Below are 26,658 nucleotides of genomic sequence, written 5' to 3'. Positions count from 1 at the left end.
CGCCGCTTCATGATCTCACGCCACGCTTGCCGATTCATTTTGCTGATGTTTATGGTGGGGCTAAATTTACGCCCTGCCATGTCCTCGGTCGCCCCCCTGCTAAGTCGGCTGCAAGAAAATGCGGGGCTTTCCGCCTCAGCGGCGGGCTTGCTAACCACGCTCCCCGTTCTTTTTCTTGGCTTAACCGCCCCCTTGGCACCAATGATTGGCAACCGTATAGGGAGTGAGCGTGCACTTAGTGCCGCATTACTCCTGCTGGCCAGCGGCTTGCTGTTACGGGTTCTGCCTTTTCCTGGATTGCTTTATCTAGGTACCGCCATGGCCGGTAGTGCTATTGGCTTGGCGGGCACGCTGTTACCCGCGCTAGTCAAGCGTGAGCTGCCTCAAAATGCGGATTTGCTCACCGGGCTCTACACCATGGCACTCTGCTTGGGGGGCGCTCTAGGCGCTGGGCTCAGCGTGCCGTTAATGCAGTGGCTGGGCAACTGGCAAGCCAGCCTAGTCAGTTGGTCACTGCTCGCACTGGCTACACTCATCGTATGGATCAGCTATGCGCCATCTCCTGCGCCAAAACCAACGCTTAACCTGCCCACCGGCATCCCCCTCGTGTCGCTACTCAGGCAGCCGCTAACCTGGCAGGTGATGCTCTTTATGGGCATTCAATCTTCCATGGCATATATCGTTTTCGGCTGGCTGCCAACTCTTCTGATTGAGCGCGGATACAGCGAGGCAACCGCTGGCTGGACGATGGCCGTTTCCATTATGTGCCAACTGGTCTCAGCACTGAGTGCGCCTTGGATTGCGCGATTGCATCACGACCAGCGCCCGGCCCTACTGCTGGTATTGGTATGCACAGCCTTAGGGCTTGTCATGTTGTTAGCCGCTCCGTTGGCATGGCGATGGCCCGGTGCCGTGTTGCTGGGGCTTGGGCAGGGCGGAAGTTTTAGCCTTGCATTAAGCTTATTGGTACTGCGAACCGCAAACGAACGCCTTGCAGGCCAGCTTTCTGGCTTGGTGCAAGGGGGTGGCTATACCCTGGCCGCATTGGGGCCCTTTGGGGTTGGTCTGATGCTCCAAGCCGGTGCTACCACGCAGCATATTGCTTGGCTACTGATTGGATTGATCGGCGTTTGCTGCGGCTTTGCGTTCTTTGCGGGACGCAAACGGCAGCTTGATGACCAAAGCGGCCAACTACAGGTATATCACCGCTAACCACTTCTTAGCTTTCAACAGGATACAGCGATGAGCCAGGCTCCTCTCCTTGCAGATGCTCAAAGCAGCCAAGAGCGGTTGCTTGTGATTTACACCGGCGGCACGATCGGTATGCAGCCTCAGGCTAACGGGCTCTCACCTGCCGGTGATTTTCCTGAACGCTTGGCCAGCGCACTGAGCCAGCTGCCGTTGCGGGACCAACAAATGCTCCCTGCTTATGATGTCATCAGCTACTCACCCCTGATTGATTCCAGCGCGGCGACCCCAATAACATGGCAGCAGTTAGCCGCCGATATCGCCGAGCGCTTTACAGAGCATCGTGGTTTTGTGGTAATTCACGGTACCGACACGCTAAGTTGGACCGCCGCTAGCTTAGCCTACCAATTGCAGGGCTTAGATAGGCCTGTGGTGTTGACGGGTGCCATGGCCCCCCTAGAGGCTCCTAACAGCGATGCCTTACAAAATCTCTACGGCGCTCTACGATTTGCTGCCCATCCCGAACTACAGGAAGTGGCCATTTATTTTGCCAACCGCCTGCTCAGAGGCACGCGCGCCATCAAGCAGCACAGCGAGGCTGTCGAGGCGTTTTCATCACCCAGCTACCCACTGCTGGGCGAGCGCATCGGCGACGACTTTATTCTGTTCCCCAGCCGCGGCTTGTCTTACCAGCAGCGCGGGGCTCCGCGCTTTGAGCTGGTGGACTACCAGCCTGTCGCCAATGGCGAGGTGGTTCGCATTACCCTCTGGCCTGGCATAGCGCCCTGGCAATTAGAGGCGTGGCTTAGCCATCCAAACGTGAAAGGCGCGCTGCTACAGCTATGGGGCGCAGGCAATTTACCGGATAACCCCGCACTACTAGAGGTGATTGCCAAGGCGACCGGAGAAGGCAAACTCATCGCCGCCATCAGCCAATGCCCACAAGGAAGTGTGCATATGGGGGCTTATGCAGCAGGGCACGGTCTCAACAATGCTGGGGTGCTATCCGGCGATGACATGACGCCCGAGGCCGCCTACACCAAACTGGTGCATGTACTAGCGCAACCAATTTCATTAGAGGATCAGAGGCGACGGTTTTTAACGACGCTAGTGGGCGAACGTTAAATGATCTAGCCAGTACTACACTGGCATAGTGGTTTATTCCCGCTATGGTTAAACAATGTCCTTAACGTGTATTAACCACCCACTGGATAGGAAGCCACTTATGGATCAACCGGTACATCACTTTAGCGAACTGTTTGAGCAACTGGGGCTGCGCTCGGATTCAGCCTCCATCGAACGCTTTATCGAACGGAACTCCCCGCTGCCCAAAGAGATGCCCTTGGCCGACGCCCCCTGCTGGAACGAGGGCCAAGCGGATTTTCTACGCGAAGCAGTGGAAGAAGATGCCGACTGGGCCGAGGTCGTCGATCATCTGGATGCCTCGATGCACAAAGCCGAATAGGCCTTCGCATCACGCCTGCTCCTGCGCCGCTTCCAGGCGGCGCCGGTACCAGGCCCCCGCCAGCAACAAAGCCGTCAACGCCAGAAGCGGCAGCAGTACGTCCATCTGCAGCGGGTCTTCTTCTTCGATGGCTTCCAGCGCACCGTAAATGGCACTGCTGTAGACAGCCCATTTCACGGCCAGCCCCAAGGCTGCAGCCAGCAGATAACGCCCCAGGGCAATATGCCCCAAGCCTGCCGCAAAATTGATCACTGAATGTGGAAAGCCCGGCAACACACGCATGGCACATTGCGTCAGCAGATCGCTACGCGCTTTCAGCGTGTCCATGACCTTGAGGGTCAGCCCCTTGGGCTGCCAACGCTCGCCGACCCGTGCAGCAAGCAGATATGCTCCCCAGGCACCCGCGACGCTGCTGATGGTCAACATCACCGTAGCGACCAAGGGGGGATAAAAGGGGGCAATCAACCACAGTCCAATACTGCCAGGCAAGCCAATCGCCAGGGTGACCGCCATGGTCAGCATGACCGTCACCACGACCACGGGATGATGAGACATGGTCGCGGCCCAGCGTTTCACCGCCATCAGGTCCGGAGAGTACCAAAGCCATATGTAGGCCAGCATGGCAGCCACCGCAAACGCGGCCGCCCAACGCCAGGAATAGAGAGATAATTTACGCATTGAGGCGTGCTTCAACCCGCTCGAGAATTTGCCGACTGACCTTTCCGACCAGCGGTTTGGCCGCCTTGTTCACCGTTTTTTCCATCAGACGATTGCGGATGTCATAGCTCAGCGTCAGCGACACCTCAGTCCCTTCGGGTACGGCACGCAGCTGATAGCGCCCCTGGTTTTTGACACCTTCCAGGGATTCCCAGGCCAGCACCGTTGGAGGATCGATATCGGTTACCTCCACGTCAAACGCCCAATCCATGCCCACTGCCCGCACGTGCCAGCGGTAGCGGTTTTCGCCAAGACGATCGATCGAGCGTATCAGGTCCGAATAATCCGCAAAATCTTCCACTCGGCGTAACAAGTCAAATACGCGCTCCGGGGAGGCTCTAACGATTTCACTATGTTCTATGGTGGCCATGCGTCCATCTCTTGCTCTAGCGGCTGTAGATGAGTAGCTTATCACGCCAATTCCATTGGCACACCGGATGCCACCACCCAGAACACTGGTCAGCAAGCGCGGCATTGCGTAAACTGCCCGCCTTCCGGACCGGACCCCGGAACACCGCCCTGCTGCTTGGGCAGGCACGACATAAATTCTCCGACCATGAGTACCCAGCATGTCATCCACTGCATCATCCGGCGCCCAGGCGCCATCCACCGTCGTCATCTACTCCGGCGGCATGGACTCCTATACCGTCCTTCACCGTGCGCTACGTGAGGGCCTCGCTGTCCATGCGCTATCCTTCGATTACGGTCAGCGCCACCGTCGTGAACTGGACGTTGCACGTCAGGTATGTGAGTCCTTGGCCATCCCTCATCAGGTCGTCGATATTCGCGCCATCCACGGGCTGATCGACAACTCGGCATTGACCAACGCTGCGTTGACCATGCCTCAAGGGGAGTACGATGCCGACTCGCTCCACAGCACCGTGGTGCCCAATCGCAACATGATTCTGCTGTCGTTGGCCATTGCCAAGGCAGTCAATATCGGTGCCAACCGCGTGGATTATGGCGCGCACGGCGGCGATCACATGCTTTACCCCGACTGCCGCCCGGCCTTCGTCGAAGCCATGAACGATGTAGCGCAGATTGCCAACTTCGAACCCGTCACCGTCCATGCCCCTTATCTGGCCTCCAGCAAAGCCGACATCCTGCGTGATGGGCTCGCCATGGGCCTGGATTACCGCCATACCTGGACCTGCTACGAAGGCCAGCAGCTCGCCTGCGGCCAGTGCGGTAGCTGTCGCGAGCGGTTGGCCGCCTTTGCGGCTAACCACAGCGTCGATCCTCTCGACTACGCCATCGACACTTCACAGGTGGCGCACTGATGTATCACGTTAAAGAAGCCTTCTACACCTTACAGGGTGAAGGCGCCCAGGCAGGTCGTGCCAGCGTGTTCTGCCGTTTTACAGGCTGCAATCTTTGGTCAGGCCGGGAAATAGATCGAGCGAACGCACAATGTACCTTTTGCGACACCGACTTTAACGGTACCGACGGAGTTAATGGCGGCCGGTTTAACACAGCCCAGGCGCTGGCAGAACACATCAAAGCGCTGTGGCCTCAGGAAGCTAACAACGCCGTGCCATACGTGGTATTTACCGGCGGCGAACCGCTGCTACAGCTCGATACCGAGCTCATTGCCACGCTGCATAGCGAAGGCTTCGAAGTGGCAGTGGAAACCAACGGTACGGTGCCCGCTCCTACGGGCATTGACTGGCTCTGCGTTAGCCCTAAGGGTAGCAACCCGCTAGCGATCACCCAAGGCGATGAGTTGAAACTGGTTTTTCCCCAGGCCGATGCGCCACCGGAGCAGTTTTCTCACCTCGCCTTTAGCCACTTCTTTTTACAGCCGATGGATCTCAGTGCCGTCGCTCAAAAGAGTATTGCCACCGACGGCGCGGCGACCGTTCAGGCCACCACCGCGTACTGCATGGCCAACCCACAGTGGCGGCTGTCACTGCAAACGCACAAAATCGCAGGATTCGAGTAATGGCGCTATTTGTTAATCATCTGACCCATATCGATGTCTCTCTTTGGTGCCCCACGAAAGGGTTGGTTGGCTGTAGCTGGCAAGTGGATGCTCAACTAGAGGGTGAACTAGGCGAGGACGGAATGCTGTTCGACTTCGGTGAAGTAAAGCCGTGGATCAAACGCACCCTGGATAGCGGACTGGACCACACCCTACTGGTGCCCACCCAAGCACCCGGTGTTGAGGTCAGCGAATGCGATGAAGGACTCTGCATTCGCACCACCACACCCTACGTGATGGAAGTTCGTGGACCGACAGAGGCATTTACCCTACTTCCCTGGGCATCGATCACTCTAGAACGGGTGACTCAGTACCTCAGCGCCCAACTCACCGAGCAGCGGCCAGCCAATGTTGAACGCGTGACGCTCACGCTAAGCGATGAGCTTATCAATGGTGCTGCCTATGGCTATAGCCATGGATTAAAACGTCATTCGGGTAACTGCCAGCGCATTGCCCACGGGCATCGCTCTCGCCTGCATATCTTCCAGGAACAACAGCGACAGCCGCAGTTGGAACAGCAATGGGGAGCGTGGCTGGATAATCGTTATCTTTTGGAAGAGGCAGATATAGCAGAGCATAGCGAGTCACAGCTCACCTGCCGCTATGAAGCAGCCCAAGGCAGCTTCTCAATCACCTTGCCATCTGAGCGCTGTAGCGTGCTGCCAAAGCCCACGACGGTAGAAAATATTGCCCTCTGGCTGGCCGATCAGATCGCCAAGCAAACGGGGACCGCCACTCACGTATACGCCTTTGAAGGAATCGACAAAGGCGCGACAGCACAAGCGAGCCCATGAGTGAGTTGATCACCAGTGACAGCAGCGCCACATGCCGAGCAGGCTGCGGCGCTTGCTGTATAGCTCCGTCTATTACATCGCCGATACCCGGAATGCCCGAGGGCAAACCGGCGGGGGTGCGCTGCGTTCAACTCGACGCCAACAACTTATGCACGCTGTTTGGCAGCCCGCTGCGCCCGATGGTGTGCGGGCAGTTCGATTATGACCCCACCGTGTGTGGCGAGCACCGCGATGAGGCGCTCGCCACGCTGTCGTGGCTAGAAGAGAGCACTCGCTGAATGTTTAAGCCTCGTTTTCAACACTCAGCGAGTGGGGCAAACGGCGACCCAGTAGGCTAACCCAGCGCACCAGCACCGGTGCATCGCTGTGGCTAACCTCGCTCAACAGGCGACGGAACGCCTCTTTTGCCTGCTGATCATGGGGTGAAATCCGCGTAAGCCAAAGCTCCAAGGCCGCTAACTCTTGATGGCGGTTGCCATGTTCCCGTGACTGCACAATCGCCATTTCGGCAAGCGCCTTTACTTCACTGGCCGGGTGCCCCAGCAAGTCACGCACTCTGGCCAGTTGAGTCGCCAACTCGGGCAAAAAGAGCGTGGTGCGCTCTCGGGCAATCACCAAACATTGATCCAGATACTCCTCGGCGGCCTTTAACTCGCCAAGTTCAATACAGGCATCTGAGTACCAAAGGACGGGGCGCTGGAAACGATCTCGCCCATTCAGCTCAGCCATCTGGTCCAGACTATCTCTTAATTGAACTAAACCAGCGTGATCCCCCGCCATGGCCCTCTGCCAACCCAACACACCTTGGGCGGAGAGTTGCCACAGCTGAAGGTCCGGCGTGCCCGTCATGGCGGCCGCGCGCTCAGCATGGCGTGCCGCAAGATGCACATGCCCTAATTGGCGATAGAGCGCTGCGGCAAACATTAACGCCATGGCAAGCGTTCCCGGATGACCAATTTTCTCAGCAAGACGGATGGCTGACGAGACGTGACGCTCGGCGCGCTGATAGTCGCCACGTAAACAGAGTGCCCAGCCCTGGAAGCAGGCAGCTGTCACTTGCGGGTGATCCGAGAAGGGCAGCCACTCGATCATCATTTGCGCATTGAGCGGGTCGATTTCATCCAGGTGGTCATGGGCCTGCTGAATTCGTCCGGCCCAGTACTCACAGTGCGCCCGGGCATAGTCGGCCAAACGGCGATAGCGCGGGTCTTCCAGACGTTCGGCAATATCCGCCAAGGTAGAGGCAAGTGCAAACGCGTCGGCATGGGCGTAGCGCTGGCTGCGGCCTACCCACAGCCCCCACTTGACTAGGAAAATTTGTTCTAAATCTTCCGGGTCGTCCGGCGAATTACCACCGGATTGGCGCAGCAGCTCCCGGGCGCGCACAAAGCTTTCGTGGGCAGTGGGCGAGCCATGGCCTTCCAGCGCAAACGCTGCCTGCCCACGCACGGTAAGTAGGCTGACCTCACGCTCCACTTCATGGTCAACGTGGCGCAAACTGGCCAAACCGAAGTCGGCCATCCGCAGCGCCGTACGGTTCGCGCTCACCTTCAGCGCTTCACGAGCAGACAGTTCGAAATAGCGCGCGCCTCGAGCGTAGTGGCCGCTGCGGCGCAGATGGGTGGCGAAATCCCCCGGATGACGGCTGATCCACACAGGGAAACGCTCCTCAATCAGCGTAACGACCTGCTGGTGCAGCTTGACCCGTACATCCCGAGGGCAGGAGAGATAAGCCGCTTCTTGTAGTAGCTGATGGCTAAACTGGTACTCGTGCTCGCCGCTCTCTTTATCAACCGGCTCAATAATTTCCAGCAGGCGCATATGCTCTACGGCTTGAGAAATCCGCGCTTTATCCCAGCCACTGCATTCAGCCAGGAAGTCGAGGCGGAAGCGTTTGCCCAGCACCGCCGCAATATGGGCAATTTCCCGATCCCCTTCCAGCTGATCGATACGGCTGGCCAGCAGGCCAAGCAGCCCTTTGGGCAATTCATCGAACTGAACACTACGCCCTTCGCGACGATCCATATCCAGGCGACGGCAAATCTCCTGCATATAGAGCGGCACGCCATCGCATCGCTCAATAATTTGGTTACGCAGTCGAGGGCTTAAATGCATACGATAGCGGCGCGATAGCTGGGAGAGCAGCCGAGAGGACTGCAGCGCATCGAGCTTGCCGAGGGTAATTTGCTGATCCCAATGCAGCTTCACTGGTAGCGCTTCACGACCGTGATGACTGGCCACCAGCATAAAGGCCGTATTGATGGACAAACGAGCTTGTAAACCGGCCAATACTTTGAAGGAGGGTTCGTCCAACCACTGTAGATCATCAACCATCAAGACGAGAGTCTGGGCGCCAGCGCGCTGGTCGATCAGACGGTGCAGCAGTTTCACGACCAACTCTACCGCTTCCCCGCTTTGGGTAAGCTGAGTAATTTCCTGAACGCCCCTAACCCCCAGCGCCTCTTCCAACAGCTGTTGGCGAGCATCGTCTAGCGCTGTATCACCCAACGATGCCTGCAACTCATGCAATGCTTCTTGAGTAGGCGTGGCGCCTAGATGCCACGCCAAGAGAGAACGGGCCACCCCGTAAGGCTCTAACACCGACAAGCGTGTGGTTGGCTGCCAACAGATAGCGGCGTCGCGGCTAAGTTCAAGCTGACGAAAACCAACCATCAGCGCCGATTTTCCCATGCCTGAGGCCCCCCGCACCAAGACACTTTGCCTTAAGCCAATACCCGCTCTTGCCAGCGCATCACGCAGCGTACGCAGTGACGTTTCGCGACCGACCAGACTGGGCGGCAGCGCATCCCGGCCGCCTTCATTCTGGCCTAACACCAGCGCCCGCAAGCGCACTCGACCATCGCTTGCCATCAAGCGCGACACCAAGCGCGGCTGCAGGTCCAGTGCCGGGGGCATGTGCTGGCTGGCTTCTTGAGAAATCACTAGTTCACTACCTTCAGCAGCGCCCATTAGCTCAAGGGAGATCTGTGTGACTTGGCCAAGCGGGTCAGCCAACTGGCGTTCAGGCAGATAGACCACACGGCCGCTATGTAACCCAGCCGCCAGCTCAAACGAAGGCGCTTCCCCTTCCCCACTCCAATGGCGCTGAGCTTCCTGCGGCAGCGCTTGGCGGCAGTGTTCATAGAGCGCTACCAGCTCGGCAAGCTGATGCGCAGGGCCGTGGGTGCCGAAACACGCCAGTCCCAAACCGCCGGTGGCCCCAGGCAGCCAGAAGCCACCTAAGTGATGGCACTGCTGCTCTAGCCAGCGCAATAGTTCCAGCTGAAGCGCTAGACAGTTACGAGTTGCCGCCCGGTCTTGCCAGTCGCCTTTCAGACGTAAGCGAATCGCCATGACCGACAGTTGGCGAAGCTCAATCTCATCTTCACGCAGCGGCTTACTATCGGCTGCCAGTGCACGAGAAAAAGCGCCCTGGGGCGACATGGCTCGCGGGTCGTGGTGGCCGTCCGACCAGTAGCTGGCCAACTGTAAGAAACCGGGCTCAGGCTGCTGGCCCGACAGCGCGAGCAACTGCAAATAGCTGTTGTACTGTTCATGAGCAGCGGCCATTTGATTTTTTTCGGCCAGTTGACGCACCAAACGTTCGTGGAAAGGCCCATAGCCTGAAAAGCGGCTCACCAGGCCTTCCAGCATGTCGTCTGGCGTTTCGTCATGAGCCTCAAGCACTTGCTCGGCAAACCGGATCACCCGCTGACGCCACTCATTGCGCACCTGCACTAGCCAGCGCTGAAATTCGCTGCAACTTGCCAACTGCAACTCTTCAATTAGATCGCCTTGGTAGCATGACATCACCTCCTCAAGGGTTTCTAAATCCTTGGGGCCTTCTAGCAACTGCTGCAGGTCATGTAGATCTACCTGCCAGTGGGCAGGTAAATGAAAGGCGATAGTCTGTCGCGATACGTTCAATACCTGATCGGCGTTATCACCCATGGACTGACGCAGGCAGTGCAACGCGTGGCGCAAGTTGGTACGACCTGACGAAAGCCCCTGGTCTGGCCAGAGCAGCTCAGCCAGTGCCGCACGATTGACCGGCTGGCGATGCAACAAAAGATACACCAACAGGGCCTTAACTTTGTCGTAATTGAAATGAGTGAGTACATCCTCCCCCTGGGTTAAGGAGAAGTGACCAAACAAGGTCAGCTGGTCTGTCTGTTGAGCATCGCGCATGATACACATCCCGCCTGACTAGCAGCGCCTTAGGCGGGCACGCCGCTATGGAAACGAAACGCCGTATCCGGAGTCATCATCAGCTCCGCTTCACGTGCGACAAAGAAGGCAATACGGTCATCAATCGGCTCAGCGGTCTGTTGACGCGCCAACAGCAGATAATCTTCAAAATGGCGCCCTTCTGACTTCACCAGCGTGCGGTAGAACTTCGCCAGTTCTTCGTCTAAGTAAGGGATAAGGCGGGCAAAGCGCTCACAGCTTCGTGCCTCAATTAATGCGCCAATAATCAGTACATCGATTAAGCGCTCAGGATCGTTACTGCGTAAATGTTTGCGCAGCCCCTCGGCATAGCGCGAGGCAGTGAGGTGATGATAGGTCACACCACGCTTTTCCATCAGGCCCACCACTTGTTCAAAGTGCAGCAGCTCTTCGCGGGCAAGCTGAGACATTTTGCTTAATAAAAGCGGCTGATCAACATAGCGGTAAAGCAAGCTCATCGCGGTGGAAGCCGCCTTCTTCTCACACTGCGCATGGTCAATCAGCAGCGTTTCAGGATTGGCAAGCGCCCACTGCAACCACGCATCAGGCGTTGGGCAGGCAAGAAACTGATGCAGACTTTCTGGTAGCAAATCATCCGCTGAAAGGGAGTGATCTGCTGTTTTTAGTGCCATTAGTTGTATAGACATAATACCGCTACCGAGCGCTTATCTCACTATTGTATAACATGTAAACGCCGTTGGCGTTTGTTTCCTAGCTATCCGAAGGCCACTTATTTAATGGCGCCTCAATTCTCATATAGCATATTTCTAATATATAAGCTCAGCTTATTTGGCGCTCCACACACCGCCTAAACCACTTCACTACGTTACTTAATAACGAATTAATCGTATGCCTATGGTAACGCGGCATCACAATAATCACACCCGCGCTTACCTCAAAACACCCCTGCTGGTAAAAAACTTTCAGATTTTGGGCACATTAACTAAAAAAGCCGCAAGAAAGGAGCTCAATATCAGCGCCTCAACATAAAGTACAAGCAGGCACTTAGCTTGGCTTCTTAACATTGTCGACAGTTTCCCGTAGAATCCCGCCCATCCACCAGACGCTGTTTGTCAAGCGTATGTCACGTGTCCGAACGCCTCACCCAACGTGCTAGTAGTCGTTCGGCACCACTGATTCATCACTACTAAGAAGATGAGAGGGCCCCAACGTGCTTGAAGCTTACCGCCAACATGTCGAGGAACGCGCCGCAGAGGGCGTCCCACCTAAGCCCCTAACCGCCGAGCAAGTCGCCGCCTTAATTGAGCTGCTCAAAGCGCCCCCGGCGGGTGAAGAGGAATTCATCCTTGACCTGATCACCAACCGCGTTCCGCCCGGTGTTGATGAGGCCGCCTACGTAAAAGCGGGCTTTTTGACCGCGATTGCTAAAGGGGAAGCCACCTCTCCATTAATTGATAAAATTCACGCCGTTAAACTGCTAGGCACCATGCAAGGCGGTTACAACATCGTCTCTATGGTGGAGCTGCTGGATAACGAAGAGCTGGCCCGTGAAGCTGGCGAGCAGTTAAAGCACACCCTACTGATGTTTGATGCCTTCCATGACGTAGAAGAGCGTGCCAAAAAAGGCAATGCCGTCGCCAAAGACGTCATTCAATCCTGGGCAGATGCTGAGTGGTTCCTATCCAAACCAGCTCTGGAAGAGAAAATCACCCTGACCGTTTTCAAGGTGCCCGGCGAAACCAATACCGACGATCTCTCTCCAGCTCCGGATGCCTGGTCACGCCCCGACATTCCGCTGCATGCTAATGCGATGCTCAAAAACGAGCGCGAAGGCATTGAGCCTGAAGTACAAGGCACCACTGGCCCGCTCAAGCAGATCGAAGACGTCAAAGCCAAAGGCTTCCCGGTTGCCTATGTAGGTGACGTGGTAGGTACCGGCTCTTCACGTAAGTCAGCCACTAACTCTGTGCTGTGGTTCTTTGGTGACGACATTCCTTACGTGCCAAACAAGCGCGCTGGTGGCTTCTGTTTCGGCGGCAAAATCGCGCCTATCTTCTTCAACACCATGGAAGACTCCGGTGCCCTGCCGGTAGAAATGGACGTTTCCAAGCTGGAAATGGGCGACGTCATTGACGTTTATCCCTACGAAGGCAAAGTGTGCAAGCACGGCACCGATGAGGTGTTGAGCACTTTCGAACTGAAAACTCAGCTGATTCTTGACGAAGTACGTGCTGGCGGCCGTATTCCGTTGATCATCGGCCGTGGCCTGACCGGAAAAGCACGCGAGTCACTGGGCTTAGCACCTTCTGACGTATTCCGCCTGCCCGACCAGCCTGTCGATACCGGCAAAGGCTTCACCCTGGCGCAGAAGATGGTCGGCAAGGCCTGCGGCATGGATGGCGTACGCCCCGGCATGTATTGCGAGCCGAAGATGACCACTGTGGGCTCGCAAGATACCACTGGTCCTATGACCCGTGACGAACTGAAAGACTTGGCTTGCCTAGGTTTCCAGGCAGACTTGGTCATGCAGTCGTTCTGCCACACGGCGGCATATCCGAAGCCGGTAGACGTGGACACTCACCACACCCTGCCGGACTTCATCATGAACCGTGGTGGCGTCTCGCTGCGCCCCGGCGACGGCATCATCCACAGCTGGTTGAACCGCATGCTGCTGCCGGACACCGTAGGTACTGGCGGTGACTCCCACACCCGCTTCCCGCTGGGTATTTCGTTCCCTGCGGGTTCTGGCCTGGTGGCCTTCGCCGCTGCTACGGGCGTCATGCCGCTGGACATGCCGGAATCCGTTCTGGTGCGCTTCAAAGGCAAGCGCCAGCCGGGCGTCACCCTGCGCGATTTGGTTCACGCCATTCCGCTGTACGCGATTAAGCAAGGTCTGCTGACTGTCGAGAAATCCGGCAAGAAAAACGCCTTCTCTGGTCGCGTACTGGAAATCGAAGGCCTGGAAGACCTCACCGTTGAGCAGGCATTTGAGCTTTCCGACGCGTCCGCTGAGCGTAGCGCCGCTGGCTGTACTATTACGCTGTCTGAAGAGAGCGTGACCGAGTACCTGAAATCCAACATCACGCTGCTGAAGTGGATGATTGCTAATGGCTACGGCGACGAGCGCACCATCAGCCGCCGCATCCAGGGCATGGAAGCGTGGCTGGCCAATCCGAGTCTAATGCGCGCCGACAAAGACGCCGAGTACGCCGAAGTCATCGAGATCGACCTCAGCGAGATCAAGGAGCCTGTTCTCTGCGCTCCCAACGATCCGGACGACGCTCGCCTGCTCTCCGACGTGGCTGGCGAGAAGATCGACGAAGTGTTTATCGGTTCGTGCATGACCAACATCGGTCACTTCCGTGCCGCCGGTAAGCTGCTGGAGAAACAGCCTGCGGGCAGCCTGAAGACCCGCCTGTGGTTGGCGCCGCCGACCAAGATGGATCAGCACCAGCTGACCGAAGAGGGTTACTACGGCATTTATGGCCGTGCAGGCGCCCGCATGGAAATGCCGGGATGTTCACTGTGTATGGGTAACCAGGCACGCGTTGCAGCGAAGAGCACCGTGGTGTCCACGTCTACACGTAACTTCCCGAACCGTCTGGGCGATGGTGCAAATGTTTACCTCGCCTCGGCAGAGCTAGCAGCGGTTGCTGCTGTAGAAGGTCGTCTGCCGACCGTTGATGAGTATCAGCGTTACATGGGTGAGTTTGACGCCATGGCAGGCGAGATCTATCGCTACATGAACTTCCACGAAATCGAGGAGTATCAAAAAATCGCCTCGAACGTGATTCCGGTAGCCCAAGAGGCTTAATCGCCAGTGGCACCGACCCATCGCCGATGCTCGCAACATCGCAGCCTGGGTAATCCCTCGCTGAGCCGATGACAGAGCGCCCCTTCCTATTGAGGTTGGGGCGTTTTTTATGACGCTGTGAACATAGCGCTGTAACCATAGGAGTAACTCATGACAACGACAACCCAAGTGGTCACCCCCGATCTATGCGACGCTTACCCCGACGTAGAGGTGCTAGAGCCCCTCTTTGCTAACTTCGGCGGTGTCGACAGCTTTTATGGCCCAATTCGCACGGTAAAGTGCTTCGAAGATAACTCAATGGTCAAACAGGCTGTGGCGGAGCCTGGCGAAGGTGCCGTACTGGTTGCGGATGCCGGTGGCTCTCATCGCTGCGCGATGTTAGGCGATATGCTGGCAGAGCAGGCAGCGCAAAATGGTTGGGCAGGCGTATTGATGTACGGTTGCGTGAGAGATGTCGACATTTTGGCCACGCTTCCTTTAGGCGTGCAGGCACTCGGCAGCCACCCGCGTAAAAGCGAAAAGCGCGGCGAAGGCCAGCGGGATATCGCCGTAACGTTTGCGGGCGTTACTTTAAGAGTTGGCCAGTGGCTGTATGCTGATAATAACGGCATTATCATCGCCGAGCAGCCCTTAAAGCTCTCCTAATCCCGCTTGTCAAGGGTGGCAGTTAGTGCCACCCTGATGCTTCACTCTGACACTTTTGTGACTATGCAGCCGCTCACTCAATTAGGCAACGCCCTTCTTCGCACTCTCCGAGATCACCTCCGTCCGCTCATAGCTTATCACTTGCTGTTTACCCTACTGGCCTCTGCCTTATTGGTACCGGCCGTTGCCTGGGTATCGCAACGCTTTTTGGCACAGCTAAACCGCACGGTGGTCACCACGGATGCACTCTTAGCGCTGCTCTTCAGCCCATTAGGGCTATTGGTCATGCTGGTGGGCCTTGGCTTTACGTTTTTACTCATTTACTGGCAGCAGGCTGGCATGTTGCAAGTGGCTGTCCGGCCAAAAGATAACCATTACCGGCTAGCGTTCGAGGCGCTCTGGTTGAGCACACGACGGCTTCCCGCTCTGGCGGTGCTAGTGATTCTCCAGGTCGGGGCTCACCTATTGCTGCTTGCCCCTTTTATGATGGCGCTTACCTGGCTATACGATCTATGGCTTAGCGGTGTCGACCCCTACTATTTGCAGCGCATTCGCCCTCCTGTGCTGTGGTACTTTTTAGCTTGCGCGACACCGTTGGTGGTTATCTGGATGATCTTAGCAGCGTGGCTGTATCTGCGCTGGCTGCTGGCACTGCCACTAGTGTCGCTGGAATCTTGCTCACCGTATCAAGCACTCACGCGAAGCGTTTATTTAACACGTGGCTGGCACCGCTCTATTGGAGTGGCTGTGCTCACCCTGCTACTGATCATTATTAGCTTACCCATTATTACCACATGGCTGTTTGACACGCTGGTCACGCCCTTATTGTGGTGGCTACCAGAGCACAACACGGTGCTGATTCCAGCGATGCTGGCCTATTTAACCGGCTATGTGCTGGTAACACTCACCATCACTTTCCTTGGTATTGCTACTAACGCTCTGCTGTCCGCCTGCCTCTACTTACAGCTGGCCCATCACGAACCACGCCCTGCGCCGCCTTCCCACGATGCCCACCCTGGACGCATGGCATGGGCGATTGAACTTAGCGTGCTGCTGCTCGCAGGGCTACAGGCGTGGTGGATTCTTAACAGTTTTGAGATTCGCGATAACGTGGCCATCATCGCCCATCGCGGAAGCTCCATGGTGGCACCGGAAAACACCCTTGCTGCCGTGTCTCAAGCGCTGGAGGATGGCGCTGACGCCGTAGAGCTGGATGTTCGCCTGAGTGCCGATAATCAGGTCATGCTCTATCACGACCGAACGCTCGCCCGCCTCACCAGTGATCCTCGAGAATTTAGCGACCTCACCCGTAGCGAACTCAGCAAGTTTGATGTGGGTAGTTGGTTTGGCGACGCCTTTCAAGGGGAGCGCATAGCGGGGCTGGATGAAGCGTTGGCCGCCGTCCGCGGGCGCGCATCGCTGATGATCGATATGAAAGCCCTGCCGGGTCAAGAAGAGAGGCTGGCACAAGCAGTCATCGATGCACTGGGGCAGGAAAGCGACATACGCTATCGCTGCTGGGCCACCCAGCAAGAAGCACTAACAGCCGTGACGGCCTGCGGCTTTCCTAACGCGCTGATGGATATGCGTCTGGCGACCACGTCGCCTGCACTGGTGCGCTACATCAAGCAACAGGCCCCGGGGCTGCGTGTTACTCTGCTAGCACAGCTCATTCTTCCAGGCACCCTAGACCGACGCCAATTTGATGCATTAGGCCTGCGGCATAACCGCATTAGCGCCCAAGAGGTGCGCCTGGCGGCGCTTTTCGGTTACGAGATTCATGCCTGGACGGTCAACGATCGGGCGCGCATGTCGGCACTGATAGACCTCGGCGTTGATGCCATCATTACCGATTATCCTGATCGCTTGCACGCCTTAACAGAAGACCGCCGTGCGCTAAGCGACGGCGGTCTTATGCTGGTCAAGCTACGCAACTGGTTACGTCAGTAACAGTCGGGGCGTCGTTTACTCACCCATCACGACGCCTTCCCGACGCGGGTCGGCACCACCAAACAGTGTGCCATCCTCCAATCGCCGAATCGCCTGAAGGCCGCTCGTGAGCTCACGTTCGCTCACGTTGTGACCCCGCTCACGCAGCGATTCGATGATCTCTTCAGGGAAGCGACCCTCCTCTAAGTAAACATCACCACCCAACGTAATCGCATGGGGAAGACTCAGCGCTTCCTGAGCGTTCAACCCCCAATCGCGCATTGCTGCCAGTGTTCGAGCAGTATAGTGGATGATCGCAGCGCCACCAGGGGAGCCGAGACTCGCCACCAGCGCACCGGTTTCCTGATCAAATACCAAGGTGGGGCTCATACTAGAGCGTGGCCGCTTACCAGGCTCCACTCGGTTAGCCACCGGCTGCCCGTCCACCTCAGGAGTAAAAGAGAAATCCGTCAGCTCGTTATTCAATAAATAGCCGCCAGGCAGGTCAGTGCCGCCATCTGCCAGAATACGTGAACCAAAGGCTTGCTCAATGGTGGTCGTCATCGCAATCGCATTGCCATCGGCATCCACAATGCTGATATGGCTGGTGCCATACTCAGGTTGCTCGGGCTGGCTGGCAAAGCTAACAGCCAATTCACCTGGATTGCCCGGCTCGGCGCTCTCACCCATGCTCTCTTCACCGATTAGCTCGCTGCGTTTACCAAGGTAATCAGGCGCTAGCATGAGCGACCAGTCACCGCCCGGTGCCTCGACAAAGTCAGGGTCAGCGATGTAGCGGCCCCGGTCAGCAAACGCCAGCCGCGAGGCTTCTAGAAATTGATGCAGCCAGCCACTACTGGTCACGCCATTTTCCAGCGGCGCCTCCAACAGCGGTTGCTGGTCCAGCATACCGAGAATTTGCATGATCGTTAGATGGCCAGAAGAGGGAGGAGGAAACCCGCACACTTCCCACTGCTGCCAGGGGGTGCATAGCGGCTCACGCTCAAGAGATTGGTAACCACTGATGTCATCAAGCGAGATCTTACCGGGTCGAACCGGATGCGACTGCACCTGCTCAACGAGATCCTCCGCGACCTCACCTTCATAAAAGGCAGCGCTGCCCTCTTCTGCAATGCGACGCAAAATAGCGGCTAAGGCAGGATTTTTTAGTGTGGTGCCCACTTCCAGGGGCTCTCCATCGGCGGAGTAATAAAACGCTTGAGCCAGGTCGTTTTCGCGCAGATATTCGTCATTAGCCAGGCTGGTGTGCAGCCGCTGGCTCACCGCGAACCCCTCTTCCGCCAGTGTAATCGCGGGGGTAAAGAGTTCTTGCCAAGCCAACTGGCCATGCTCAGCATGGGCCTGTTCCAACATACGCAAGGTACCGGGCACGCCCACCGACAACCCGCTGGCGACCGCTTCCATAAAAGGCAGCGGCTCGCCATCTTCCATAAACAGCTCGCCGGTTACGGCGGCAGGCGCCGTTTCACGGCCATCATAAGCCTGTACATCAGCACCATCAAAGTGCATCAAAAATGCGCCGCCACCAATCCCACTGGATTGCGGCTCCACCAGAGTTAATACCATTTGTACGGCTACCGCCGCATCAATGGCATTCCCCCCGGCCTTGAGCACCTGATAGCCCGCATCGGTAGCCAGCGGGTTAGCCGCCGCCACCGCGAAGGAGTCTGCCGCCCATCCCGGCTTCTCCTCAAAGCCTGACCCTACTTCCGGTGTAATGGAGGGTGTTTCGTAACTAAACCCCCAACTCACCATTGGCGCCAGCAGTAAACCCGTGAGTGAGAGTGCCCTTTTTGGCAGCATAACCTTTCTCCTTAAACCGTGTCTCAGGCGTGAATCACCAAGGCGTAACCGCCTTTTGAGCGCTCAAGCAATAGCGTAGCCTATAAAACGACTGCGCCCGGCACAATGGCCAGGCGCAAAATAGCAAGCACGCTAATCAAGCTGAAGGAGGCTAAGCAATAGTTTCCCCCGCCAACATGAACCACGTTTCCAGCACTGCATCGGGGTTGAGTGACACGGAGTCAATGCCCTGCTCCATCAACCACTTGGCAAGATCCGGGTGGTCCGAAGGGCCTTGGCCGCAGATCCCCACGTACTTACCTTTCTCTTTACAGGCCTTAATAGCCATGGCCAGCAGCTTTTTCACCGCGGGGTTACGTTCGTCAAACAAGTGCGCGACGATGCCCGAGTCTCGATCCAAACCCAGCGTTAACTGGGTAAGGTCATTCGAGCCAATGGAGAAGCCATCGAAATACTCGAGGAACTCGTCCGCCAATAGCGCGTTGGCAGGCAATTCACACATCATGATGACCTTCAAACCATCAGGGTGCTCATCACCGCCACGCTGCAAACCGTTAGCCGCTAGCAGATCGACTACTTCACGCGCTTCATCCGTGGTGCGCACAAACGGCACCATGATTTCGACGTTGGTCAGCCCCATGTCGTCACGCACACGTTTCAGCGCGCGACATTCGAGCTCGAAACAAGGACGAAATGCCTCGGAGATATAGCGAGAAGCCCCACGGAAACCCAGCATAGGGTTCTCTTCACCGGGCTCGTAGAGCTTACCGCCTATCAGGTTTTCATACTCGTTGGACTTAAAATCCGACAACCGAACGATCACGCGCTGCGGATGAAAAGCAGCAGCTAGCGTGGAAATTCCCTCCACCAGCTTATCGACGTAGAAGCTCACCGGATCGGCGTAACCAGCAGTACGTAGATCGATCACCTGCTGTAGATCAGCAGGCAGCGTATCGTACTCAAGCAGCGCTTTCGGGTGCACACCAATCATGCGATTGATGATGAATTCAAGACGCGCCAAGCCAACGCCTGCATGGGGCAAACTAGCGAAACCGAAAGCGCGATCCGGGTTGCCCACGTTCATCATAATTTTAAACGGAATCTCCGGCATGGAATCAACGCTGGACACGTTGCAGTCAAAAGCCAGCAACCCTTCATAAACGTGGCCGGTATCCCCTTCCGCACACGAAACCGTAACGTCAATGCCTTCTTGTAGCTGCGTGGTCGCATCGCCACAGCCAACCACCGCAGGAATGCCCAATTCCCGGGCAATAATCGCCGCGTGGCAGGTACGCCCACCACGGTTAGTCACGATTGCCGAGGCGCGCTTCATGATGGGCTCCCAATCTGGGTCCGTCATGTCGGTGACCAAGATGTCGCCTTCTTGAATTTTGTCCATCTCGTCTGGGCTGAGGACAATCTTAACTGCCCCGCGGCCGATACGCTGGCCAATGGCCCGGCCAGTAATCAGCGTGCGCCCTTTCTCACGCAGTTGGAAGCGCTCAAGCTTACCGCCCTCCTGCTGTGACACGACGGTTTCAGGACGCGCTTGAACGATATAGAGCTTGCCGTCATCGCCATCCAATGCCCACTCAATATCCATCGGGCGCTGGTAGTGTTGCTCAATGGTCACTGCTTGACGAGCAAGATCCATCACCTGCTCATCGTTGATGCAGAAGCGGCCACGGTCTTTGAAAGGCACGTCAACGGTTTCAACAGATTTACCGGCGCTGGCATCTTGGCCGTAAACCATCTTGATCAACTTGGACCCTAACGTGCGGCGCAGAACGGCCGGGCGGCCAGCAGCCAGGGTGGGCTTGTGAACATAGAACTCGTCAGGATTGACGGCTCCCTGCACCACGGTTTCGCCCAGCCCCCAAGAGGCCGTGACAAAAACGGCATCACGGTAGCCAGATTCGGTATCCAGGGTAAACATAACGCCTGATGCGCCGGTTTCAGAGCGCACCATCTTTTGAACGCCCGCTGACAGCGCAACATTCTCGTGGGCGTAGCCACGATGCACACGGTAGGAGATGGCGCGATCGTTAAACAGCGAGGCAAACACTTCATGCACCGCATGTTTGATATTGGCAAAACCTTCAATGTTCAAGAAGGTTTCCTGCTGCCCAGCGAAGGAGGCATCGGGAAGGTCTTCCGCCGTGGCGGAGCTGCGCACGGCTACTTTGAGGCTTGGATGTTGCGTTTGGAGCTGTTCGTAGGCATCGCGAAGCGCGGCTTCAAAGCCAGGCGGCAGCGGTGTATCAATGATCCACTGGCGAATCGTTTTTCCTGCCTCAGCCAGTGCTTTGACATCATCGACATCTAAACGAGCAAGCTTGTCGTTAATGCGGTCGTTCAGACCTTCGTGAGAGAGAAACTCGCGGTACGCGTGAGCAGTGGTCGCGAAGCCGCCTGGCACCGTGACGCCTACACCCGATAAATTGGAAATCATTTCGCCAAGCGAAGCGTTTTTACCACCCACGCGTTCGACGTCTGCCATACCTAGCTGATCGAACCACAGAATGTACTCTTCCACGCAACCCCCTCGCTTTTAGACTTCGTTACGACCCGTTGGGACGACACTAATAGACGTTGTCACCCTAGCACTGCGGCAGCGTATTCGCCATTGGTCTAACAGCGAAGGGAGTGGAGGATTTTTACAACAAATACACAAAATTAGCGTTTTATGTAGTATCGACTAGGCGTTGTGCTCATCGTTTGCACAGCACACAATAGCTTATCTATGAACATGGCAGACTGGCGGATCAGGTTATGAAACGAACAGCTTTCTTTATTTCGGATGGCACCGGCATCACCGCAGAAAGCTTAGGGCGCAGTCTCTTAGCGCAGTTCAGTGATGTGGAGATCAATATGCTGACTAAACCGTATATTGATACGGTTGAAAAAGCACAGGCACTGGCACAGATTATCGAATCGACCGCCGTACGCGATGGCTGTAGACCGATTATCATTGATACGATTGTGGATCAACAGATTCGTAACGTTATCCGCCAAGCGTCGGGGTTTAAGGTCGATATTTTTTCGACGTTTCTAGAACCCCTTGAGCAGGAGCTGGAAACGCACTCTTCCTACAGCGTCGGCAGAACACACTCCATCGGTAGCGACGACGTATATATGGATCGCATCCACTCGGTTCACTTTGCACTCGATAACGACGATGGAGCACGCACCCACCAATACGACAAAGCCGATATTATTCTAGTGGGGGTTTCCCGCTGTGGTAAAACGCCGACCTCACTCTACTTGGCGCTGCAGTTCGGCATTCGCGCCGCGAACTATCCGCTCACCGAAGATGACCTGGATGAAGATGGCAGCTTGAAGCTACCCAAAGCGCTGGCACCTCATCGGCACAAGCTGTTTGGCCTTACCATTGATGCACGCCGACTCTCGGCCATTCGTAATGAACGCCGCCCCAATAGCCGCTATAGCTCGATGGATCAGTGCTTACAAGAAGTAGAGCAGGCAGAATCGCTGTACCGGGCAATGCATATTCCGTTTATTGATACGACGCGATTTTCAATAGAAGAGATCTCTACGCGCATGATTGCGGAAACCGGCCTAGCGAGGCGGTTCTCACCCCGCTAGGATTGCGCTAGCTTACATGCCCTTGGGAGCAAAAATTCCAGGGGCATTACGCCAGTAGCCTTTGTAGTCCATACCAAAACCAAACACGTAACGGTCGGCCACTTCTAGGCTGCAGTAATCTGCTTTTAATCCCGGAACGGCTTTGCGGTCGTGCTGCTTGTCGACCAACACTGCGGTAGTCACACTGGCCGCCTGGGCTTCTTTGCAGTATTTCAGAATGGCCGCTAGGGTTGCGCCTTCATCGAGGATGTCGTCAACAATCACTACATGTCGGCCCGCCATGGGAATTTCAGGCGATACGCGCCAGAAAAGCTCACCGCCGCGCAGCTCGTTGCGGTAACGGGTCGCATGTAAATAGTCCACTTCCAGCGGAAAACCAAGACGCGTCAGCAGATGCCCCGTGGTAATGAGCCCGCCATTCATAACGCAGTAAAACACCGGTAGCTTGTCGCCCAAGTCTCGCGTGATCTCTTCCGCCATGCGATCCAACGCTCGCTCAACCTGCTCTTGTGAAATCAGGCAGTCGGCGTTATCCATCAACTCACGCATAGAATCTAACGATTCAAGCGCTTCTTTATCCAACTTGGACATGCTACTTCTCCAAAAACATCTAATAAGAAAACGGTATAAAAATGGAATTAATTCGCTAGCGCTTCGAGCTTGGCATGCGTGCGGCGCCAACGGCCGAGTGCAGCCAGTGCATCCAGTTCAGGCCTAGCACGGCCGTAACGCAGCTTGGCAGGCCGTTTATTCAGCACCCCTTGGCAGGCCCCTAGTACCTCAATGGCTGCCGCTCGGTCATTGCAGATCAGCAACATATCGCAGCCAGCGGCCAGCGCCGCTTTGGCACGCTCAGCCGGGCCGCCTGCCTCATGCGCCCCCGTCATGCTTAAATCATCGGAAAAAATACACCCTTTGAACCCCAATGATTCACGCAGCATGCCTAACCAGTTGGGTGAGAACCCTGCAGGGCGAGTATCAAACGCTGAATAAGTCACGTGGGCAGGCATGACACCGTTCAACACACCCGCTAACTCGCGAAACGGCACGAGGTCTCGGGCTTTCAGCTCGGCCAGGGGTCGCTCATCCACTGGCAGCGCAATATGGGAATCCGCCGCCACTCCGCCATGGCCAGGAAAATGCTTACCAACTGCCGCCATGCCAGCTTCATGCAAGCCTTCGATAAAGGCGCGCCCTAGTTGGGCGACATGCTCTGGATCGCTGCTGAAACTACGGTCGCCAATGACGCTGGAGATACCGCTCTCAACATCCAACACTGGCGCAAAACTCATATCCAACCCACAGGCGGCCATTTCCATCCCCAGCAGCCAGCCTGTGTCTTTGGCTAAGGTGAGCCCTGCTACTGGGTCGCTGGCATACAGATCGCCAATTCGCGCCATGGCGGGCAGGTTGGTCACCCCTTTTTTGATCCGCTGGACTCGACCGCCCTCTTGGTCAATACCTAGCAGTAGATCACCACGCACACGACGAATACTGCTGCAGAGCTGCCGCACTTGGTACGCATCTTCGACATTACGGGCGAACAGGATAACGCCGCCCACCGCAGGGTCTTTTAGCAATGTCTTTTCAGCGTTGGATAACTGCGGCCCTTCTAGGTCAAGCATGACCGGGCCAATGGGTTGCGTCATGGGGAGGATCCGACAAAAAGGGCGCCATTTTAGACTAACCGCTTAGCGTGTCAAAATTCTGGCAGGACGCCCGGAAGTGGGCTTAATGCAACCAAACCGGCGTACCGGGTTGGGCGTGTGCAAACAGGTAGTGTAAATCGTGATTTCGCAGGCGGATGCAGCCGTGAGAGGCAGCCACACCCATCGGTTGTTCTTCAGGCGTGCCGTGCAAATAAATGTAGCGCCGCTGGGAGTCCACGTCAGCGCCGCGGTTAACGCCGCGCTCCAGCCCGCAGAGCCACATAATGCGCGTTAGAATCCAGTCTCGCTCAGGGTAATTGGTCGCCAATTCAGGCGAAAATACTTCGCCAGTCCATCGGCGACCACGAAATACCGCATTATCAGGCAAGCCCTTGCCGATAGACGCACGGACATAGTGCCAGCCCAGCGGTGTTTGGCCGCTACCCTCTTGCTGCCCTACGCCAGCAACCCCAGTGGAGATCGTGCACTCATAGTTCACTTCCTTTCCCTGCCACCAGCGCAACCGCTGCCGCTGGGTGTCAATCTCCACCCAACCAGATTGGGAAGGCGGTAATTCAGCTAGCCTGGGCGTTGCCATGGTTTCCCTCTTCAACCGCAGCCGGTAGCGGCGCGTTCATCGCAGCAACAACGACTGGACGTAGCCGCCGCACAAGGTCACGCACCGTCACCTGCTCTTGATAATCCTTTGCAGCAATATCACGCAGGGCATCCAGTCCCGAGAGCGTAAATATCACTGTGCCTAGCATAAAGTGTAGCCGCCAAAAGCGCTCGGCGTCCGGCAGCTCAGGCGTGGCTTTACGCACCAGCTCGGTAAAACGGGTAAATACATCGCCATACTGCTGCTGAATGTAGCGACGCAGATGCCCTTGCGCCTGACTGTAGGCTAACCCTAGGAGCCGCATAAATACCTTCAGGCTATTACGTTCGGCGGGCACTGCCAGTACCGTAGTGGCCATGGTCTCTAACAGCACTTCTAGAGGAATAGGCTGGCCTTGATAGTGAGCTTCTAGCTCGTCCAGTGCGGTGTGAAAGCGCTCTGAAAATGGATCGAGATAGCGGGAAAACACCGCTTGAATTAGCGCTTTTTTGGAACCAAAGTGGTAGTTCACGGCCGCCAAATTAACCCGGGCCTTGCTGGTGATATTGCGCAGCGACGTCTCGGCAAAGCCTCGCTCTGCAAACAGTACGTCTGCAGTATCTAAAATACGCGTTACCGTATCCGATTGGGCCATAGCGCCCTCCAAAAAAACAGGTGTTTTAAACATAGCTGAATACTATGTCATAACCCCTGCTGGCTCAATCTCTTATCCAAAGGGTAGTAAGCGTTAACTAAACACTTAACGACTGTCTCGGTTGGGTGTAACTCGTCATGTACTGGACAGAGCAACATACTGTATACTTAAACACATACTGATTAAGCCGACATGTAGCTACTGTCTTTTCACTGTTTTGGAGTTTGGTATGTCGCGTCCACTCACAGCACGTCAGCAGCACGTATTTGATTTTATTGTTAAGACCATGGGTGAGCTTGGCTACCCCCCTACCCGCGCCGAAATTGCCAAAGCGCTGGGATTCCGCTCGCCTAACGCAGCAGAAGAGCATTTGCGTGCGCTCGAGCGCAAAGGCGCTATTCGTATAATTCGCAATACATCACGAGGCATCCGCTTACCTAACCAGGAGCCGCAGGAGCTTACTGAAACGCCAGCGGCTGCAGCACCTGCTACTAATGAGCCGCTGCCCAATGGGCTTCCTGTGATTGGTGAGGTCGCCGCTGGCAGCCCTATCCTTGCGGCTGAACATATTGACCGTTACTGCCCGCTGCCCGCTGAGTACTTCACGCCTAAAGCAGATTACCTGCTACGGGTGCGTGGCCTATCCATGAAAGATGTAGGCATTCTTGAAGGCGACCTTCTGGCCGTGCATCGCACTGACCGCGTTCGCGATGGGCAAATTGTCGTGGCACGACTAGAAGACGAAGTAACAGTCAAGCGTTTTAAACGCCAAGGGCATCAAGTAACACTGATTGCCGAGAACGCAGATTTCGCACCAATTGAGATCGACCTACGCACTCAGCAGCTTGATATTGAAGGCGTGGGTGTTGGTGTTATTCGCGGTGGTAATGGGCAAGCGCTTGGCTAGTTGCCCAACCTGTAAGGCAGGCTACTGCAAGTCGATATAGCGGTGGTCATTAAAGGTGGCCACCCAGCTTGGGTGGTACACTAGTAAAATACTCAGCAGCATACCGGTTATAAATGCCTCTGACGGCATCAGTAACGGTAAAAAGCGGGCATACTCTTGGGCGAGATAGACGGCCTCGGGATCAGTGCCCGCTACGATAATCAGCGCAACAGCAGATAGCCCTCCCCCTAAGGTCGCCAAGGCCGTTCCAAAAAAGCCACAAGCAAATAAAAACACCATCAAATTATCAGGCAACCGACGGTCAACGATTCGCCATACAAAACCGGTCACGGTCGCAGGCACAATACCTGTCACCAGCATATTTGCCCCCATTAGCGACCAATCGTTTCTGCCAATAGCTACCATGGCGACATTAATCATCACGTTGCTGATCAACGCCAGCGGCATTTTAAAGACTAGCGTCATCAGCACCGTAAACACCAAGTGAAGCGTTAACCAGTCCACCGCTTGCGCACGCAATTGCCACATCAACATGACGGCCAACGTAGCTGCCATCCAGCGGTGCTGAAGCGCTGTATCCTCAAGTAGTGGCCGCCAGGGGCGCAGGCATAAGCACCAGACGATGACACCCAACGATAAAAGCCACGTCATCACGAGTGCCCACGGTGCCAATACGCTTTGTGCAAACGACATAGCGC

The 26,658-nt window shown here is 56.1% G+C and carries 23 protein-coding genes; 12 read left to right on the top strand and 11 right to left on the bottom strand.

Translation table 11 applies throughout. From position 1 onward, the window contains the following. Positions 1 to 9 precede the first annotated feature (9 nt). The 3 genes from BMY49_RS07370 (at position 10) to BMY49_RS07360 (ending at position 2,653) form a co-directional block, all read left to right on the top strand. The gene (locus BMY49_RS07370) at positions 10 to 1,212 is read left to right on the top strand and encodes an MFS transporter (protein WP_044628274.1); all 1,203 of its coding nucleotides are present in this window, start codon (positions 10 to 12) and stop codon (positions 1,210 to 1,212) included. Positions 1,213 to 1,242: 30 nt separating this feature from the next. Then, on the top strand, positions 1,243 to 2,313 hold the full coding sequence (locus BMY49_RS07365; protein ID WP_089675318.1) for an asparaginase: 1,071 nt from the start codon (positions 1,243 to 1,245) through the stop codon (positions 2,311 to 2,313). A 100-nt stretch (positions 2,314 to 2,413) separates the two neighbouring features. Continuing rightward, positions 2,414 to 2,653 carry a DUF2789 domain-containing protein gene (locus BMY49_RS07360; protein WP_039182146.1) on the top strand — a complete coding sequence of 80 codons (240 nt, stop codon included), beginning with the start codon at positions 2,414 to 2,416 and terminating at the stop codon, positions 2,651 to 2,653. A 9-nt stretch (positions 2,654 to 2,662) separates the two neighbouring features. On the opposite strand, the gene BMY49_RS07355 is transcribed toward BMY49_RS07360, so the two are convergent. Further along, the gene (locus BMY49_RS07355) at positions 2,663 to 3,331 is read right to left on the bottom strand and encodes a VTT domain-containing protein (protein WP_052509912.1); all 669 of its coding nucleotides are present in this window, start codon (positions 3,329 to 3,331) and stop codon (positions 2,663 to 2,665) included. Further along, positions 3,324 to 3,740, bottom strand: coding sequence for an SRPBCC family protein (locus BMY49_RS07350; RefSeq protein ID WP_054640855.1), 417 nt, complete (start codon positions 3,738 to 3,740; stop codon positions 3,324 to 3,326). Before BMY49_RS07350 ends, BMY49_RS07355 begins: the two co-directional genes overlap by 8 nt. 199 nt (positions 3,741 to 3,939) lie before the next feature. On the opposite strand from BMY49_RS07350, the gene queC reads away from it, so the two are divergent. From queC to BMY49_RS07330, 4 genes are read left to right on the top strand one after another with little or no spacing between them, the layout of a single operon-like run. Continuing rightward, positions 3,940 to 4,650, top strand: a complete 711-nt coding sequence (queC, locus tag BMY49_RS07345) for a 7-cyano-7-deazaguanine synthase QueC (protein ID WP_062360364.1) — start codon at positions 3,940 to 3,942, stop codon at positions 4,648 to 4,650. Next, the gene (queE, locus tag BMY49_RS07340) at positions 4,650 to 5,312 is read left to right on the top strand and encodes a 7-carboxy-7-deazaguanine synthase (protein WP_089675317.1); all 663 of its coding nucleotides are present in this window, start codon (positions 4,650 to 4,652) and stop codon (positions 5,310 to 5,312) included. The genes queC and queE overlap by 1 nt, the downstream gene beginning before the upstream one ends. Next, positions 5,312 to 6,145 carry a 6-pyruvoyl trahydropterin synthase family protein gene (locus BMY49_RS07335; RefSeq protein ID WP_089675316.1) on the top strand — a complete coding sequence of 278 codons (834 nt, stop codon included), beginning with the start codon at positions 5,312 to 5,314 and terminating at the stop codon, positions 6,143 to 6,145. The genes queE and BMY49_RS07335 overlap by 1 nt, the downstream gene beginning before the upstream one ends. Then, positions 6,142 to 6,423 carry a YkgJ family cysteine cluster protein gene (locus tag BMY49_RS07330; protein ID WP_044628280.1) on the top strand — a complete coding sequence of 94 codons (282 nt, stop codon included), beginning with the start codon at positions 6,142 to 6,144 and terminating at the stop codon, positions 6,421 to 6,423. Before BMY49_RS07335 ends, BMY49_RS07330 begins: the two co-directional genes overlap by 4 nt. 4 nt (positions 6,424 to 6,427) lie before the next feature. On the opposite strand, the gene BMY49_RS07325 is transcribed toward BMY49_RS07330, so the two are convergent. Continuing rightward, positions 6,428 to 10,333, bottom strand: coding sequence for an AAA family ATPase (locus BMY49_RS07325; RefSeq protein ID WP_089675321.1), 3,906 nt, complete (start codon positions 10,331 to 10,333; stop codon positions 6,428 to 6,430). A 29-nt stretch (positions 10,334 to 10,362) separates the two neighbouring features. Beyond that, positions 10,363 to 11,019 (bottom strand): tRNA-(ms[2]io[6]A)-hydroxylase, encoded by a 657-nt coding sequence (gene miaE, locus BMY49_RS07320; protein WP_089675315.1) that lies wholly within the window; start codon positions 11,017 to 11,019, stop codon positions 10,363 to 10,365. Positions 11,020 to 11,543: 524 nt separating this feature from the next. On the opposite strand from miaE, the gene acnB reads away from it, so the two are divergent. The 3 genes from acnB (at position 11,544) to BMY49_RS07305 (ending at position 16,742) form a co-directional block, all read left to right on the top strand. Next, positions 11,544 to 14,147, top strand: coding sequence for a bifunctional aconitate hydratase 2/2-methylisocitrate dehydratase (acnB, locus tag BMY49_RS07315; RefSeq protein WP_089675314.1), 2,604 nt, complete (start codon positions 11,544 to 11,546; stop codon positions 14,145 to 14,147). A 150-nt stretch (positions 14,148 to 14,297) separates the two neighbouring features. Continuing rightward, entirely contained in the window at positions 14,298 to 14,792 is a 495-nt protein-coding gene (gene rraA, locus BMY49_RS07310; protein WP_089675313.1) for a ribonuclease E activity regulator RraA, read from the top strand. A gap of 6 nt (positions 14,793 to 14,798) precedes the next feature. Then, on the top strand, positions 14,799 to 16,742 hold the full coding sequence (locus tag BMY49_RS07305) for a glycerophosphodiester phosphodiesterase family protein (RefSeq protein WP_089675312.1): 1,944 nt from the start codon (positions 14,799 to 14,801) through the stop codon (positions 16,740 to 16,742). A 15-nt stretch (positions 16,743 to 16,757) separates the two neighbouring features. Here BMY49_RS07305 and ggt read toward each other — a convergent pair whose 3' ends face one another. Together ggt and ppsA are read right to left on the bottom strand one after the other, a co-directional pair. Further along, complete coding sequence (gene ggt, locus BMY49_RS07300; protein WP_089675311.1) at positions 16,758 to 18,545, bottom strand: gamma-glutamyltransferase; 1,788 nt, start codon at positions 18,543 to 18,545, stop codon at positions 16,758 to 16,760. 151 nt (positions 18,546 to 18,696) lie between these two features. Further along, positions 18,697 to 21,081, bottom strand: a complete 2,385-nt coding sequence (gene ppsA, locus BMY49_RS07295; protein ID WP_089675310.1) for a phosphoenolpyruvate synthase — start codon at positions 21,079 to 21,081, stop codon at positions 18,697 to 18,699. A gap of 236 nt (positions 21,082 to 21,317) precedes the next feature. Here ppsA and ppsR point away from each other — a divergent pair, with 236 nt between their 5' ends. Continuing rightward, positions 21,318 to 22,151 (top strand): posphoenolpyruvate synthetase regulatory kinase/phosphorylase PpsR, encoded by an 834-nt coding sequence (ppsR, locus tag BMY49_RS07290; RefSeq protein WP_044628288.1) that lies wholly within the window; start codon positions 21,318 to 21,320, stop codon positions 22,149 to 22,151. A 12-nt stretch (positions 22,152 to 22,163) separates the two neighbouring features. On the opposite strand, the gene BMY49_RS07285 is transcribed toward ppsR, so the two are convergent. The 4 genes from BMY49_RS07285 to BMY49_RS07270 form a co-directional block, all read right to left on the bottom strand. Next, on the bottom strand, positions 22,164 to 22,742 hold the full coding sequence (locus tag BMY49_RS07285) for a hypoxanthine-guanine phosphoribosyltransferase (protein ID WP_089675309.1): 579 nt from the start codon (positions 22,740 to 22,742) through the stop codon (positions 22,164 to 22,166). 47 nt (positions 22,743 to 22,789) lie between these two features. Beyond that, positions 22,790 to 23,800 (bottom strand): beta-N-acetylhexosaminidase, encoded by a 1,011-nt coding sequence (nagZ, locus tag BMY49_RS07280; protein ID WP_089675308.1) that lies wholly within the window; start codon positions 23,798 to 23,800, stop codon positions 22,790 to 22,792. 82 nt (positions 23,801 to 23,882) lie between these two features. Then, positions 23,883 to 24,398, bottom strand: coding sequence for a L,D-transpeptidase (locus tag BMY49_RS07275; protein WP_089675307.1), 516 nt, complete (start codon positions 24,396 to 24,398; stop codon positions 23,883 to 23,885). Next, positions 24,376 to 25,053: a TetR/AcrR family transcriptional regulator gene (locus tag BMY49_RS07270; RefSeq protein WP_089675306.1), complete on the bottom strand. Its 678-nt coding sequence runs from the start codon at positions 25,051 to 25,053 to the stop codon at positions 24,376 to 24,378. The genes BMY49_RS07275 and BMY49_RS07270 overlap by 23 nt, the downstream gene beginning before the upstream one ends. 229 nt (positions 25,054 to 25,282) lie before the next feature. Here BMY49_RS07270 and lexA point away from each other — a divergent pair, with 229 nt between their 5' ends. Beyond that, positions 25,283 to 25,960 (top strand): transcriptional repressor LexA, encoded by a 678-nt coding sequence (lexA, locus tag BMY49_RS07265; RefSeq protein ID WP_044628293.1) that lies wholly within the window; start codon positions 25,283 to 25,285, stop codon positions 25,958 to 25,960. A 21-nt stretch (positions 25,961 to 25,981) separates the two neighbouring features. On the opposite strand, the gene BMY49_RS07260 is transcribed toward lexA, so the two are convergent. After that, positions 25,982 to 26,653 carry an energy-coupling factor ABC transporter permease gene (locus BMY49_RS07260; RefSeq protein WP_054640849.1) on the bottom strand — a complete coding sequence of 224 codons (672 nt, stop codon included), beginning with the start codon at positions 26,651 to 26,653 and terminating at the stop codon, positions 25,982 to 25,984. Between the last annotated feature and the right edge of the window lie 5 nt (positions 26,654 to 26,658).

It is taken from the genome of Vreelandella aquamarina (genome assembly GCF_900110265.1).
GTDB lineage: Bacteria > Pseudomonadota > Gammaproteobacteria > Pseudomonadales > Halomonadaceae > Vreelandella > Vreelandella aquamarina.
This window is presented reverse-complemented; position numbering and strand designations above follow the sequence as displayed.